At 62.3% G+C, this 14,747-nt stretch carries 11 protein-coding genes; 5 read left to right on the top strand and 6 right to left on the bottom strand.

All coding sequences use genetic code 11. The features are described 5' to 3' along the window. Positions 1-10 precede the first annotated feature (10 nt). The 5 genes from FBY10_RS21180 to FBY10_RS21200 form a co-directional block, all read right to left on the bottom strand. Positions 11-1,462: an efflux transporter outer membrane subunit gene (locus FBY10_RS21180; RefSeq protein ID WP_145337636.1), complete on the bottom strand. Its 1,452-nt coding sequence runs from the start codon at positions 1,460-1,462 to the stop codon at positions 11-13. After that, on the bottom strand, positions 1,459-1,932 hold the full coding sequence (locus FBY10_RS21185; RefSeq protein ID WP_145337635.1) for a MarR family winged helix-turn-helix transcriptional regulator: 474 nt from the start codon (positions 1,930-1,932) through the stop codon (positions 1,459-1,461). The genes FBY10_RS21180 and FBY10_RS21185 overlap by 4 nt, the downstream gene beginning before the upstream one ends. A 205-nt stretch (positions 1,933-2,137) precedes the next feature. After that, positions 2,138-5,809, bottom strand: coding sequence for a translocation/assembly module TamB domain-containing protein (locus tag FBY10_RS21190; protein WP_145337634.1), 3,672 nt, complete (start codon positions 5,807-5,809; stop codon positions 2,138-2,140). Continuing rightward, positions 5,809-7,536: an autotransporter assembly complex family protein gene (locus tag FBY10_RS21195; RefSeq protein WP_145337633.1), complete on the bottom strand. Its 1,728-nt coding sequence runs from the start codon at positions 7,534-7,536 to the stop codon at positions 5,809-5,811. Before FBY10_RS21195 ends, FBY10_RS21190 begins: the two co-directional genes overlap by 1 nt. A 64-nt stretch (positions 7,537-7,600) precedes the next feature. Further along, positions 7,601-8,245 carry an N-acetyltransferase gene (locus FBY10_RS21200; RefSeq protein ID WP_131698104.1) on the bottom strand — a complete coding sequence of 215 codons (645 nt, stop codon included), beginning with the start codon at positions 8,243-8,245 and terminating at the stop codon, positions 7,601-7,603. A 168-nt stretch (positions 8,246-8,413) separates the two neighbouring features. Here FBY10_RS21200 and xthA point away from each other — a divergent pair, with 168 nt between their 5' ends. Beyond that, positions 8,414-9,226: an exodeoxyribonuclease III gene (gene xthA / locus FBY10_RS21205; RefSeq protein WP_145337632.1), complete on the top strand. Its 813-nt coding sequence runs from the start codon at positions 8,414-8,416 to the stop codon at positions 9,224-9,226. A gap of 150 nt (positions 9,227-9,376) precedes the next feature. Beyond that, on the top strand, positions 9,377-10,711 hold the full coding sequence (locus FBY10_RS21210; RefSeq protein WP_145337631.1) for a substrate-binding domain-containing protein: 1,335 nt from the start codon (positions 9,377-9,379) through the stop codon (positions 10,709-10,711). A gap of 120 nt (positions 10,712-10,831) precedes the next feature. Here FBY10_RS21210 and FBY10_RS21215 read toward each other — a convergent pair whose 3' ends face one another. After that, complete coding sequence (locus tag FBY10_RS21215; RefSeq protein WP_029298342.1) at positions 10,832-12,061, bottom strand: acyl-CoA dehydrogenase; 1,230 nt, start codon at positions 12,059-12,061, stop codon at positions 10,832-10,834. Between the two features lie 151 nt (positions 12,062-12,212). Between FBY10_RS21215 and FBY10_RS21220 the strand changes: the two genes are divergently transcribed. The 3 genes from FBY10_RS21220 (at position 12,213) to FBY10_RS21230 (ending at position 14,572) form a co-directional block, all read left to right on the top strand. Continuing rightward, positions 12,213-13,148: a LysR family transcriptional regulator gene (locus tag FBY10_RS21220; protein ID WP_145337630.1), complete on the top strand. Its 936-nt coding sequence runs from the start codon at positions 12,213-12,215 to the stop codon at positions 13,146-13,148. A 115-nt stretch (positions 13,149-13,263) separates the two neighbouring features. Next, on the top strand, positions 13,264-13,656 hold the full coding sequence (locus FBY10_RS21225; RefSeq protein WP_090402693.1) for a MerR family DNA-binding transcriptional regulator: 393 nt from the start codon (positions 13,264-13,266) through the stop codon (positions 13,654-13,656). Between the two features lie 16 nt (positions 13,657-13,672). Further along, complete coding sequence (locus tag FBY10_RS21230) at positions 13,673-14,572, top strand: hydroxymethylglutaryl-CoA lyase (protein ID WP_145337629.1); 900 nt, start codon at positions 13,673-13,675, stop codon at positions 14,570-14,572. Positions 14,573-14,747 lie beyond the last annotated feature (175 nt).

Genomic DNA, 14,747 nt, shown 5'->3' on the forward strand with positions numbered 1-14,747 from the left:
ATACCTCAAATTATTCCGTGCGAGTGGCTGGGGTGGTCGACGCCACGTTGTCGGCGTTGTATCCGCCACCCAGGGCCTGCATCAATTGAATCGACAGATCGATTTGCCCGGCATTCAGGGTCGCCAGCTGACGCTGGGCCTGCAGCAATTGCTGCTCGATGCTGAGCACGTCCAGGTAGTTACCGACCCCTGATCCGTAGCGCTGAACCACGGTGTCGTAAGACTGCTGGGCAATGTCCGTGGCGTGTTGCTGGGCCTGGATCTGCCGACCGGTTTCGCGCAGTTGCGAAAGGGTGTTGCCGATATCGCCCAAGGCCTGCACCAAGGTCTTGTTGTACTGGGCTACCGCCAGGTCGTAGTCGGCATCGCGCGCATCGAGGTCGGCGCGCAGGCGGCCGCCATCGAAGATCGGCAGCGAGATCGTCGGCGCAATATTGAAGAAGCGGCTGGCCGAGCCGAACATCGCATCGCCCAGCAACGACTCGGCCCCGGCGCTCGCGCTGAGGTTGAGGTTGGGGTAGAAGCGCGTCTTGCTGGCGGCGATGTCCTTGCTCGCCGCCTCGACTCGCCAACGCGCGGCGATCAGGTCCGGGCGACGGCCCAGCAGTTCGGCGGGCAGCACCGAAGGGACGGCGACGGCGGCGGGTTTCAACACGCTGGGGCGCGCCAGCTCATTGCCGCGGTCCGGGCCTTTGCCAAGCAACACCGCCAGGGCGATCTTGGCGCTCTGCAGTTGTTTTTCCGCGTCGATCAGTTGCGACTGGGAGCTGGCTTCCAGGCTCTCGGTCTGCTGGTACTGGTACTGGCTGTCGATGCCCGCGCTGAGGCGACGCTTGCTCAAGTCGAGCATTTGCCGGGTGCGCTTGAGGTCATCGCTGGCCAGGTCTCGCACGATATGCGCCTGGCCCAGGTCGCTGTAGGCCTTGGCCACATCGGCGGCGAGGGTCAGGCGCGCGGCCTGCTGGTCGACTTCGGCGGCGCGGGCCTGGCCCAACGCGGCTTCCCAGGCGGCGCGCTGGCCACCCCAGAGGTCGAAGTTGTAATTGAAGCTGGCACCGCTATTACGCACGGTCGAATAGGCATCGCCCTCGCCGCGCGGGTCCTGGTCCTTGGCCAGGCGTGAACGGCTCACGCCGGCGCTGGCATCCAGGGTCGGCATGCGCGCGGCATTCGCGGCATAGGCGGCGGCTTCGGCCTGATGGGCACGGGCGCTGGCGACTTGCATGTCGGGACTGTTTTGCAGGGCTTCCTGGATCAGGCCGTCGAGCTGCGGGTCGCCGAGGCTTTTCCACCAGTCGGCGCTGGGCCAGGCAGCATTCGACAGGGTCACGCCGCTCAGGGATTTGCCGGTTTGCAAGGTGTTGGCGTCGAGGCGCTTGCCCTGGGTGTCGAGGCCGCTGAAGTTGGCGCAACCGGCCATGCTCATGGCCGCAAGCACCAGGCATAGGGCACGTGTGTTCATTCTTTACCTACCCGCTGCAGGGTGATGGGATCACCGGCAGCTATCAGAATTTTCTTGAGGATCCGTTCCAGGGTTTGCAGCTCGCCGGGCTCAAGTACGCCCGCCAGCTGGTTCAACGCTTGGGCGCCTATGTGCGGCAGCATGTCTGCCAGGCGCTGGCCGTCGGCAGTCAGCACCAACTGCACCTGGCGACGGTCCAGTTCGGAACGCTGGCGGCTGAGCAATTTTTTCTGCTCCAGCCGGTCGAGCATGCGGGTCATCGAACCGCTGTCCAGGGACAGGTTGCGGCACAGCTCCGCCGGGGTGTCGACGCCGAACTGGGCCATGATGATCAACACCTTGAACTGCGCGGCAGTGATGCCGTGGGGTTCCATGTGGGTGTCGATGATGCGGTCCTTTAGGATCGCCGCGCGGCCCAGCAACAGGCCAAGGTGGCAGTTGTGGAAGTTTTCGGGGGTGAAATGAGGCATCGGAAGTCACCTTATTACTGCCTAGGCAGTGAATGTATGACGAGATGTTACTGCCTAGGCAGCGAAAGTCAAATGGAATAATTAGCTTGCTTGCTAATGTGGGAGGGGGCTTGCCCCCGATAGCGTTGGGTCAGTCACTGATGTGTTGACTGAACGACTGCTATCGGGGGCAAGCCCCCTCCCACATTTTGTACTGCGAAAGGATCTAGAAATCGCGCTTGTAGAAGATGTCGAGGGAACTGGCCACACCACTCGCCACTTCCAGGTACACCCTCTTGCTCAGCAGGTAGCGCAAGGCGATGGTGCTGGCCGGTTCGAACACCCCCACGCCGTAACGCAGGCTGAGTTTCTCGGTGATCTTGCCGCTGGCCACCACCGCCGTGGTGGTGCCGCTGCCCTGGGTGTCGAGGTCGAAGTCCTGGATGCCCAGCTTGTTGGCAAGATCCGAGGTGACCCCGGCGCTGCCCATCAGGCCCAGGCCAAGGGCGGCCTGGGCGAGCATGTTGTTGTCTTCGCCCGTGGTGCTCAGCGGGCGACCCAGCACCAGATAGGACAGCGCCTGCTCCTGGCTCATGGCCGGTTCCGAGAAGATCTGTGTGGTGGGCTGCTCGGCGCTGCCGCTCAGGCGGATGCCGGCCACCACATCGTTGGTCTTACGAATCGCCTCAATATCCAGATAGGGCTGGTCGAGCGGCCCGGCGAACAGCAGGCGTGCACGGCGCACATCGAGCCGTTGCCCGTAGGCACGATAGCGACCGTCGTTGAGCCACAACTCGCCACGGGTATCCATGTTGTCGCCGATGTGCACATGGCCCTGCACCTTGGCGGTCAGGCCAAAGCCCGAGAAGTTGAGCTGGTCTTCGCCCACCGCCACGTCGATATCCATGGCCATGGCCATCGGCGGCTTGCCCTCTTCGGTCTGGCTGCCGACGATCACGGTGTCATCCGAGACCTTGACGGTGGAAGGCGGCAACTCACGCACGGTAATGTCGCCGCGTGGGATCCGCACCTTGCCGGCAATCGCCAGTTTGTCGTTCTTCAGGCTGATTTTCAGGTCCGGCGCCACTTCCAGCGTGGCGTAGGGTTCCACCGTGACCGGCAGTTGCGACCCTTGCAGGCTGAGGTCCACCGCCAGGGCCTGGTCCCAGTCGATCTGGCCCTTGAGGCTGCCCTGCCCGGCCTTGCCACTGCGCCATGCGCCGTTCAACTGCACGCGTTCACCGGCAATCAGCGCCTGCACGTTCAGGCCTTCAAGGCTGATGGGCAGCTCCGGCCCGGAGACTTCGCCGCCCACCAGGTTGAGGTTGCCGTTGACCTGTGGCGCCAGCAATCCTCCGGAGATCCGGCCGCTGCCGTTGAGCTTGCCGTTGAGTTTCTCGACCATTGGCACAAACGGCCGTGCCACGGCGAGATCGAGGCCGGTCAGGCTGAAATTGCCGCTGATCGGCTTGTTTTTCGGCAACGGGTTGATCTGCGCCTGCAACAGCAACTCGCCGAGCTTGCCGCCACGGAAGTTCAGCTGGGTGTCGATACGCTTAGGGTTGAGGGTGGTTTCCAGCTTGAGGGTGTCGTAGGGGAAATCCAGCCACTGGTCCTTGTCCTTCACGCGCAGGGTGCCGCCACTGGCATCCACCGAGACCACGCCTTTGGGGCCGCTGTCGGGCAAGTCCAGTTGGATGTCGGCGTTGAGCTTGCCCTGCCAGGCGAAGTCCTTGGGCAAAAACACCGCCAGGCTGTCGATGGGGAATTGCTTGAGGTGGTAGCGCAACTTGGGTTCGGGCATCAGGCGCTGGTCTTCACCGCACAGGCTGGCGGCGCCGGAGACCCAGCAGTGGGCCGCGAAGGTCAGCTTACCGTCGGCCATGCGCTCGATTTTTGCCGGCGCTTGCAGCCTCCAGTCCTGGCCACCCGCCTGCACATCGCCACTGGCCAGGCGGCCGCGCCAGTTGCCTTTGTCGAGGTTGCCATCCAGGGCCAGGGCCAGTTTGACCAAGGGGCCGGCCAGGTCGAGTTGGACCTTCTGGCTCCTGATGTCGCCCTGGGCGCTGGCGGTGAGCGTGCCGACCTGGGTGTCGCCGCTTTGAATGCCGCTGCCCTTGAGGTCGATTTTCGCGCGCTGGGCACTGTCCAGGTTCGCGTCCAGGCTCAGGCTTTGCAGGCGATTATCGGCGAACGCCAGTTGCTGGCCCTTGAGGTCGAGTTTGCCTTGGGGCGCCTTGAGGCTGCCGGCCACGTCGAGTCGGCCATTCACCTGCCCACGCAGCTGCGGCCACAGCTGGGCCAGGCGCGCCAGCTTGATGTCGATCTGCCCGGCCAGGCGTTGCTGCAGGCTGCCGCTGCCGTTGATGCGGTTGTCGCCCAGGCGGATATCCAGGTTGGCCAGGGTCCATTGCTCGCCCGCGCCTTCGGCCTTGGCCGCCAGCACTGCGGTTTGCCCGCGCAGGCGGCCCTTGAGGTCGAGATCGGCGTTGAGTTTGAGCCGTTCGTTTTTGAATTCACCTTGGCTGCGCAGGGGGCCAGCCAGCGTGCCCGGCAATTCCGCCACCCAGTACGCCGGGTTCAGCGCCGACAGGTCCAACGCGGTATCCCAGGCAATGCCATCGGCAAATTGCAGGTTCAGATGCCCTTCGGCCTTGCCTTGGCCGGCGGTCAGTTTCAGCTCCGGCAGGAAGATTTGCGTGAGGTCGCCACTGAACGGCGTGACCACATTGAATTTGCCGGCCGGGCCGTCGAGGTCGGCCTTGAGGTTGCCGAGGTAGTTGCCGTCTTTGTAGGAAATCTCACCGTTAAAGGTGCGCACTACCACCTGTGGCTCGTCGATCAGCGGATAGAGGCGATGCCAGGGAAAATCCAGCCAATCGATCTTGGCCTCGGCGCTGAAGCCTTGTTGCCAATCCAACTGCGCCGTGAGCTTGAGGCTTTGTTTGTCGCCGGCATTCAGGTCCAGGCCAGCGATCTGCGCGCCCTTGGCGTCGACCTTGCCTTGCAGCAGCAGGTCCACCGGGCCTTTTTCCGCCGGCAGCACAGCCTTGCCCAGCAGTTGGTAACCGCTGCCCAGGTCACCCTTGGCGGTGAGGTCCAGTTGATTGAGTTGCAAGGTGTCGGGCAGATCGGCGCTGGGTTTGAAGCCATCGGCGGTGATATGCACCTGGGCCGGGAGGTTGTCCGCCAGGGGTTGCAGCTCGCCCTTGAGTTTGGCCGGCAGGTAGCCGCTACTGTCGGCGTCGAGCCTGAGGGTCTTGAGCAGGTCGCCCTCGACCTTGAGCGCGACCGTCCACGGCGCGCCGCCGGGGGCGTAGGGCAGGCTCAGATTGCCGCTGGCGGTCAGCGGCCAGTCGCCACTGGGTTGCAACAGGCCGTTCAGGTCCAGCACCAGGCCGTCCCGTTGCAGGTGCACCGCGTCAATCTGCATGCCGGCGGCGGTCCAGTGCGCGCCCAGTTGCAGGCCCTTGAGTTCTTCGCTGCCGTTAAACAGCAGGCTGCCGACACGAACGTCGCCCAACTGAATGGAAACGGGCAGCTTCAGGTCGGGCAATTGAATCGGCCCGCTGCTCTCTTCGGTGCTCGGCGCAACGTCCAGGCGGACTTGCTCCACGTCCAGGCGATTGATGCACAGGGTCATGCGCAGCAGGCACGCCGGTGACCAGTCAAACGTCGGGGCATCGAGTTCGACGCGACTGCCGTCTTGCGCCCACACCAGATGATCGGCGCTCCACTGGCCGCCCAGACGGCCCTGGAAATTCTCCACGCTCAACCCCGGTACACGCCCCAGCGCCCAGCGACTGCCCGCCTGGGTACCGAGGACCGCCCACAGGGCCAGCAACAGCACCGCAAGGATGGCCAACACGGCCAGCCCCGCTATTTTCACACCACGCATCACAGCTCAGGCCCCATGGAAAAGTGCAATCGAACGCCGCCCGGGTCTTCCAGGGCATGGGCCAGGTCCAAGCGGATCGGACCGACCGGCGAGACCCAGCGAATGCCGACGCCGACGCCGGTTTTCAGGCTGGGCAAGTCCAGGGAGTTGAACGAGTTGCCCTGGTCGATAAACGTCGCGATCCGCCATTTTTCGGCGATGGAATATTGATACTCGGCGCTCAGGGCCACCATGTAGCGGCCGCCGATACGGTCGCCCCGGTCATTCTCGGGTGACAGGGTCTGGTACTCGTAACCGCGCACGCTCTGGTCGCCACCGGCGAAGAAGCGCAATGACGGCGGCACCGACTTGTAGCCGTTTGTCGCACTGCCGCCGACCTGCGCCCGTGCCAGGAAACGGTGGTTGTCCCACAGGGTGGTCAGGCCCTTGACCATGGCCGTGCCGTAAAGCAGGTTGGTGTCGGACCCCAACCCCTCCTTGGCCACCTTGCTGTCGAATTGCAGGCGGTAGCCGTTGTGGGGGTCGATGCGGTTATCGCTGCGCAGGTAGGAATAACTGATCCCCGGCATCACCAGGTTACTCAGGCCCGAGTCATTGCCCAGGCGATATTCTTCGCGCTGGTATTTGAGCGAGATCACCCGCGTCCAGCCACTGGGCAACTTGCTGTGCCATTCGGGCCCGAGGGTGAGCAATTTACTCAAGGTGTCGGTGTTGGCGATTTCTTCATTCTGGTAACCGCCGGCAAAACGCAGCTTATCGGTGAGCGGCGGGTCGAGCGGGATGTCGTACCACAGCCCAACGTTCTGCCGTGGCGCCGACAACTCGGCTTCCCAGCCATAGCTGTGGCCCTGGGGATTGACCCAGTGGCGCGTCCAGTTGGCCTTGCCGCGCGGGCCGACGTCGGTGGAGAAACCCAGGCCCAGGCCCATGGTGCGGGGCTTGCGGGTCTCCAGGTTGACGGCCACCGGAATCACATCATTGGCCGAAGCCGCGGGGGCCGCGTCGACGCGCACGCCTTCGAAAAAGCCGCTGGCTTGCAGGTTCTGGTTAAGTTCGGCGATCAGTTCGGAATCGTAGGGGGCGCCACTTTTAAACGGCACCATGCGTTGCAGCAGCTCTTCGTCAAAGGGCGTATCGCCGGCAAAGCTAACCTTGCCCAACGTGTAGCGCGGGCCGCTGTCATAGATGAGTTCGATATCGGCGACGCCGGCCTGGGGGTCTACCGAGAGTTTCTGACTGGTGAAGCGCCCGCTGAAAAAGCCGTAGCGCGAGGACTGGTTCTGGATAAGACGCTTGGCGTCTTCGTAGTGGCCGTGATTGAGCACGGCGCCGGACTTGAGGTCATCGCTGGCGGGCACGCGAAAGGCCTTGAGGTTCGCGGCAGGGCCGTCGACCCGAATGTTCACGTTGCGCAAATGCACCGGTTCGCCGGGGTCGATGGTGAGGATCAGGCGCGGGTTCTCGCCGCCCTTCACATCGCTTTCGATCCGGGGCTGATAGAAACCGAGTGCCTGGGCGGCTTTGCGCGCCTGCTCTTCGGCACCACGGCTGAACCGCAGCAAGGCCTCTTCATCACGCTCGCCCACGCCACCGATATAGCCTTCGATGTTGGCTTTCAACGCGTCGTTTGAAGGCTTGATCCGCACGTCCAATTCGCTTTGCGCGAATGCGCCGCAGCTTGTGAACAGCAGAACCAAGCCGCTGGTAAATCTTCCTGGAAACTTCATAGGCGCGGATGCTACACGAGCTGGGGAGAAACTTAGAACTCAGACGATTCTGAAAAATTCTGCGCTAAGCCGTTGCAGCATGTAACACCTGCGGATTGGGGTGGAAAAATACGTGTTCCAGAATCGGTCCTACCGCCACTTCGCCGATCTCTTCATAGCCCTGGCGCTTGTAGAACTCCAGATAGCGCGAATTCCCCGTATCCAGTACCACACCGGATGAGTGCGGGTCTTCCGCGCACCAGTTGTGCACCGCTCCCAGCAGCTGTTCACCGTAGTGCTTGCCCTGGAATTGCGGGTGAATGCCCATCAGCGGCAACACATGCACCGACTCGTTAGGCAAGCAGGCCATTACCGCATAGTGGTAGTCCAAGTAGCGCCGGGTGCCGCGCACGCCGGTGCTCAACCACATGCGCAATTGCCAGGCCCAGCTTTCGGTAATCCCCAGGCGCCGCTGTGGGGGCGCGATCAGCGCGATGCCGATCAGGCGGTCGTTGATGAACAGCCCAATCGCCGGAAGTTTCTGGAAGAAATGCTGCTTGACCAGTTCGCGCACCGTGGCGCGTACCCGTTGTTCATAGCCTGCGCGTTCAGCTTCAAAGATGTAGGCAAACGTCGGCTCATGCCGATAGGCCTGGTACAGCAGGGAGCGGGCTTCGCGGGAATAGCCGCTGTTGAGCAGGCGAACTTCGCCAATGGCAGTGTCAGTCATACAGTCAATCTCCCTGGGCGCCACTCAATAGATGGCGTTCTTATGGGTACGAACCTACGCAGCACCAGTCGTTCCCAGACATTAGCAGTGCATCTGTCCTACCGCCACGCTGGCCCCCGTCCGACTTGTCCGCTAGCATCGCCCTTTTGCCAGACTGGACCGCCGACCATGAAAATCGTCTCCTTCAATATCAACGGGCTGCGCGCCCGCCCTCATCAGCTGGCGGCACTGATTGAAAAACACCAACCCGACGTCATCGGCCTGCAGGAAACCAAGGTCCACGACGACCAGTTCCCCCTGGCCGAAGTGCAGGCCCTGGGCTATCACGTGTACTACCACGGGCAAAAAGGCCACTACGGCGTGGCACTGCTCTCGCGCAAAGAAGCATTGAGCGTGCACAAGGGCTTTGCCAGCGATGAAGAAGACGCCCAGCGCCGCTTTATCTGGGGCACCTTCGCCGATGAAAACGGCCAGCCGATCACCATCATGAACGGCTATTTCCCACAAGGTGAAAGCCGCGACCATCCGACCAAGTTTCCGGCCAAGCAGCGCTTCTACGCAGACTTGCAACACCTGCTGGAAAGCCAGTTCAGCAACGACCAGGCCCTGGTGGTGATGGGCGACGTAAATATTTCCCCGGAAGACTGCGACATCGGCATCGGCGCCGACAACGCCAAGCGCTGGCTGAAAACCGGCAAGTGCAGCTTCCTGCCCGAAGAGCGCGAATGGATGGCGCGCCTGAAGAATTGGGGCCTGGTGGACAGTTTCCGGCACCTCAACCCCGAGGTGGCCGACCGTTTCAGCTGGTTCGACTACCGCAGCCGTGGGTTCGAGGATGAGCCCAAGCGTGGGCTGCGCATTGACGTGATCATGGCGTCAACCGGCCTGGTGCCGCGGGTCAAGGATGCGGGCGTGGATTATGACCTGCGGGGTTTGGAGAAACCGTCGGACCATGCACCGATCTGGCTTGAACTCAGCTGATCGCCCTGACTGTGCTCGGACCAAATGAGGGAGGGGGCTTACACCCCGATCGCGGTGTATCAGTAACAGATAAGCTGACTGTCAGTCACATTACTGAAATCCAACTGACTTAATCTCGCAGCACTCCCTTTGGCTTGAGAAGGTGCCGGCATGATGCTGCGCGTTCTGTTCCTGTTGTGTTGCGCATTTTCCTTCTCCGTTGTGGCTGCCCCCCTACCCGTTCCCGACCAAGGCCCGGCTTTGCGCATCCAGGGTTCCAACACCATTGGCGCGGCGTTGGGGCCGGCGCTGGTCAAGGGCTTGATGGAGCATCAGGGCCTGCAGGCGGTGCACAGCGAACCGACCGAGGGCGCCAATGAACAGCGCGTGGTCGGCAAGACGCGCCAGGGCAAGACAGTGACCGTCGAGGTGGCGGCCCATGGCTCCAGCACCGGGTTTGCCGCGCTGAAAAAAGCCAGCGCCGACTTGGCTGCGTCTTCCCGTCCGATCAAGGACAGCGAACTGGTGGACCTCGAACCCCTGGGCGATCTTAAAAGCCCCGAGGCCGAACAGGTGATCGCCATCGACGGCCTGGCCATTATCCTCAACCCGCGCAACCCACTGAATACGTTGAACACCGAGCAACTGGCGCAGATCTTCAACGGCGAGATCGACACCTGGGAAGCGCTGGGCGGTATCGGCGGTGCCATTCATTTGTACGCGCGGGATGACCAATCCGGCACCTATGACACCTTCAAGGAACTGGTGCTGCGCTTGCGCGGCAAGCCCCTGGCCGCGTCCGCCAAGCGCTTCGAGTCCAGCGAAGCGTTGTCCGATGCGGTGAGCCAGGATCCCCAGGGCATCGGCTTTATCGGCTTGCCTTACGTGCGCCAGGCCAAGGCGGTGGCGATTGTCGATGGCGACTCGCAACCGATGCTGCCATTGAACAGCCTGATTGCCACCGAGGATTACCCGCTGTCACGTCGGCTGTTTTTCTACCTGCCGCCGTCCTCCAGCAACCCGTGGGCCAAGGCGCTGGTGGACTTTGCCCAGAGCAGCAAAGGCCAGGCGATTGTGGCGGCCAACGGGTTTATCGCCCAGCAGGTGCAGGCGATGACGGTGCAACCCCGTCCCTCGATGCCTGACGACTACCAAGCGATTGCCCGTGACGCCCAGCGTTTGACGGTGAATTTTCGCTTCGAGGAAGGCAGCGCCAGCCTGGACAACAAGGCGCGCCAGGATGTGCAGCGCGTCGTGGCCTATATAAAGAGCCACGCCAAACTCGACAAGCAGGTAACGCTGGTGGGATTCGGCGACGCCAAGAATGACCCGCAACGGGCGGCGCTGCTGTCGAAGCTACGGGCGATGGCGGTACGCCGGGAGCTGGTCAAGAACGGCGTAGTATTGCGCGATATTCGCGGCTTCGGCGCACAGATGCCGGTGGCGGCGAACACGGCGGATGAGGGGCGGATCAAGAATCGGCGGGTGGAGGTTTGGGTGTACTGAGGGCTTAGCCTTGCGGTGTTCGGAATGGCCTCATCGGGGGCAAGCCCCCTCCCACACTTTGAATGTATTCCCAAATCAAAATGTGGGAGGGAGCTTGCCCCCGATGCGGGCGACGCGGTGTTACTGCCCGCTGCGCATCAACTCTTTAGGCACATACTTGCCGATCTCGAACTTGCCGATTGCCGCGCGGTGCACTTCGTCCGGGCCGTCGGCCAGGCGCAGGGTACGTTGCATTGCGTACATGTAGGCCAGCGGGAAGTCGTTGGAGACGCCGGCGCCGCCGTGGATCTGGATCGCGCGGTCGATCACCTTCAACGCCACGTTCGGCGCCACCACCTTGATCTGGGCGATTTCACTTTTCGCCACCTTATTGCCCACGGTGTCCATCATGTACGCCGCTTTCAGCGTCAGCAGGCGCGCCATGTCGATTTCCATGCGTGAGTCGGCGATTTTGTCGATATTGCCGCCCAGGCGCGCCAAAGGCTTGCCGAACGCGGTGCGGCTGACGGAGCGTTTGCACATCAGTTCCAGCGCGCGCTCGGCCATGCCGATGGAGCGCATGCAGTGGTGGATACGGCCTGGGCCAAGCCGGCCTTGGGCAATCTCGAAGCCTCGGCCTTCACCCAGCAGTACGTTTTCGTACGGCACACGGACATTGTCGAACAGCACTTCGGCGTGACCGTGGGGCGCGTCGTCGTAGCCGAACACCGGCAGCGGGCGTACGATTTTCACCCCAGGGGCGTCCACCGGCACCAGGATCATCGAGTGCTGCTGGTGGCGCGGTGCATCCGGGTTGCTCAGGCCCATGAAGATCAGGATCTTGCAGCGCGGGTCGCAGGCGCCGGAGGTCCACCACTTCTTGCCGTTGATCACCCACTCGTCGCCCTGGCGCTCGGCGCGGGCGGCCATGTTGGTGGCGTCCGAAGACGCCACATCGGGCTCGGTCATCGCGAAGGCCGAACGGATCTCACCGCGCAGCAGCGGCTCGAGCCAGCGTTGTTTCTGCTCTTCGTTGGCGTAGCGCACCAGCACTTCCATGTTGCCGGTGTCGGGGGCGGAGCAGTTGAACGGCTCCGGGCCCAGCAGCGAGCGGCCCATGATCTCGGCCAGGGGTGCGTATTCAAGGTTGGTCAGGCCGGCGCCCAGTTCGGATTCGGGCAGGAACAGGTTCCACAGGCCTTCAGCTTTCGCCTTGGCTTTCAGCTCTTCCATGATGGCGGTGGGCTGCCAGCGGTCGCCTTCGCTGACTTGGCGTTCGAACACCGGCTCGGCCGGGTAGACGTAAGCGTCCATGAACGCGGTGACGCGTTCACGCAGTTCCTGAACCTTGGGCGAATAGGCGAAATCCATGAGCAGCTCCCTTCTTTGAGAGGTTGTTTAGGTCATGCAATCGATGCTAGAACAGCGCTGATAATTTACCTAGCCTATTCTCGGCGTGTATTAACATTCATCACCGATATATGATCGACATATGGCCACCTAACAATAAGAGCGCAACGAAATGAATCTGAGCAAGGTCGACCTCAACCTCTTTATCGTCTTCGACGCGATCTACACCGAAGCCAACCTGACCCGTGCCGGGCAGATCGTCGGCATCACCCAGCCGGCGGTGTCCAACGCTCTGGCCCGCCTGCGCGAGACGTTCAACGACCCGCTGTTCGTGCGCACCGCCCAAGGCATGGTGCCCACGCCGATGGCGCAGAACATCATCGGCCCGGTGCGCAATGCGTTGTCGTTGCTGCGGGTGTCGGTGCAGGAAAGCCGCATCTTCAACCCACAGCAGGCGGCCAAGACCTACCGCATCAGCATGACCGACCTCACCGAAGCGGTGATTCTGCCGCTGCTGTTCCAACGCCTGCGCCGCCTGGCGCCCACCGTGGTGATCGAGAGTTTCCTGTCCAAACGCCGCGAAACCACCAAGGAACTGGCGGCCGGGCGCCTGGATTTTGCCGTGGATGCGCCGCTCAACACCGACCCGCAGGTGCGCCACGTCAAGCTGATGGAAGACCGCTACGTGTGCGCCATGCGCAAGAGCCATCCCATGGCGGGCAAGGACAAATTCACCCTGGATGACTACCTGTCGCTGACCCATATCCATATCTCCAGCCGCCGCAACGGTCTGGGCCACGTCGACCTGGCCCTGGGCAAGATGGGCATCCAGCGCAAGATCGCCCTGCGCTCCCAGCATTACCTGATGGCCTCGCAAGTGTTGCAGCAGACCGACATGGTCATGACCGTGCCCGAACGCTTCGCCCGCCGCCATGAACTGCACTGGTTCCACCTGCCGGTCAATGACGTGCCACCGGTGGAAACCCACCTGTACTGGCACGAAAGCACCGACCAGGATCCGGCCAACCGCTGGATGCGCGAGCAGATGATCGAGTTGTGCCAGCAAGTCACCGCCCACGAAAAGAAGCTGGATAAACAACAGGCCTGAGGTTCAAGAACGCTACCTGTGGGAGGGGGCTTGCCCCCGATGGGCTGCGCAGCGGCCCTTGACGTTCACGTCAACCTGCCATTAGCTTAGCGCCAAGACCCTCTTGAGCGCCCCCATGAGCACGACCTACAGCATCTCCGACCTCGCCCGCGAGCTCGACATCACTACCCGCGCCATTCGCTTCTATGAAGAACAAGGCTTGCTGGCCCCGGAACGCCGGGGCCAGGAGCGCATCTATTCGGCACGGGACAAGGTCAGCCTGAAGCTGATCCTGCGGGGCAAACGCATCGGTTTTTCCCTCGCGGAATGCCGCGAGCTGATCGAACTCTACGACCCCACCGGCGGCAACCAGATTCAACTCAACAGCATGCTGGCCAAGATCGCCGAGCGCCGTGAGCAGTTGGAACAGCAACTGCTGGACATCGAACAAATGAAGCTGGAACTGGACACCGCCGAAGAGCGTTGCACCCAGGCCCTGGCCCACACCATGGGCCAGGTTGGCCATTGATCAGAAGGTAGCTGCCATGTCCCTCCCCTCCCATGTACGCCTGGTGGAAGTCGGCCCGCGCGACGGTTTGCAGAACGAAGCCCAACCCATCAGCGTGGCCGACAAGGTCCAATTGGTGGACGCCCTCAGCGCGGCGGGCTTGAGCTATATCGAAGTCGGCAGTTTTGTCTCGCCCAAATGGGTGCCGCAAATGGCCGGCTCTGCCGAAGTGTTCGCGCAGATCCAGCGCAAGCCCGGCGTCACCTACGGTGCGCTGGCGCCAAACCTGCGTGGTTTTGAGGACGCGTTGGCGGCGGGCGTAAAGGAGGTGGCGGTGTTTGCCGCGGCCTCCGAGGCGTTTTCCCAGCGCAATATCAACTGCTCCATCAGCGAAAGCCTGGAACGTTTTGCGCCGATCATGGCCGCAGCCAGGCAGCACGGCATCAGCGTGCGCGGCTATGTGTCCTGTGTGTTGGGTTGCCCTTACGAAGGTGAAATCGCGCCCGAGCAAGTGGCGGCGGTCGCGCGGGAGTTGTATGCCATGGGCTGCTACGAGGTCTCCCTGGGGGACACCATCGGCACCGGCACGGCGGGCACCACGCGGCGGCTGTTCGAGGTGGTCGGTGCGCAGGTGCCACGGGACAAACTGGCGGGCCACTTCCATGACACCTATGGCCAGGCCATCGCCAATATCTATGCCAGCCTGCTGGAAGGCATTACGGTATTCGACAGCTCTATTGCGGGCCTCGGCGGCTGCCCTTACGCCAAGGGCGCCAGCGGTAACGTCGCCACCGAAGATGTGCTGTACCTGCTCAATGGCCTGGGGATCGACACCGGTATCGACCTGGACGCATTGATTTGCGCAGGCCTGCAAATCAGTCACGTGCTGGGCCGCCCTACGGGTTCGCGCGTGGCCAAGGCACGTAACGCCGTTTGAGTAGCGCGGCCGTGACAATGTGTTACCGCACGGCTACACGTCGAGTAACACGGGAACATATTTAGTCGCATTTGCCGCAGCAAAAATCTTACTAAAAAATTAACTTATTGATTTCAAAGAGTTTTTAAAAGTTGGCACGCCTTCTGCTATCTCTATGGCATAACAAGAATAAAAA

This window comes from Pseudomonas sp. SJZ103 (assembly GCF_007828335.1).
GTDB lineage: Bacteria > Pseudomonadota > Gammaproteobacteria > Pseudomonadales > Pseudomonadaceae > Aquipseudomonas.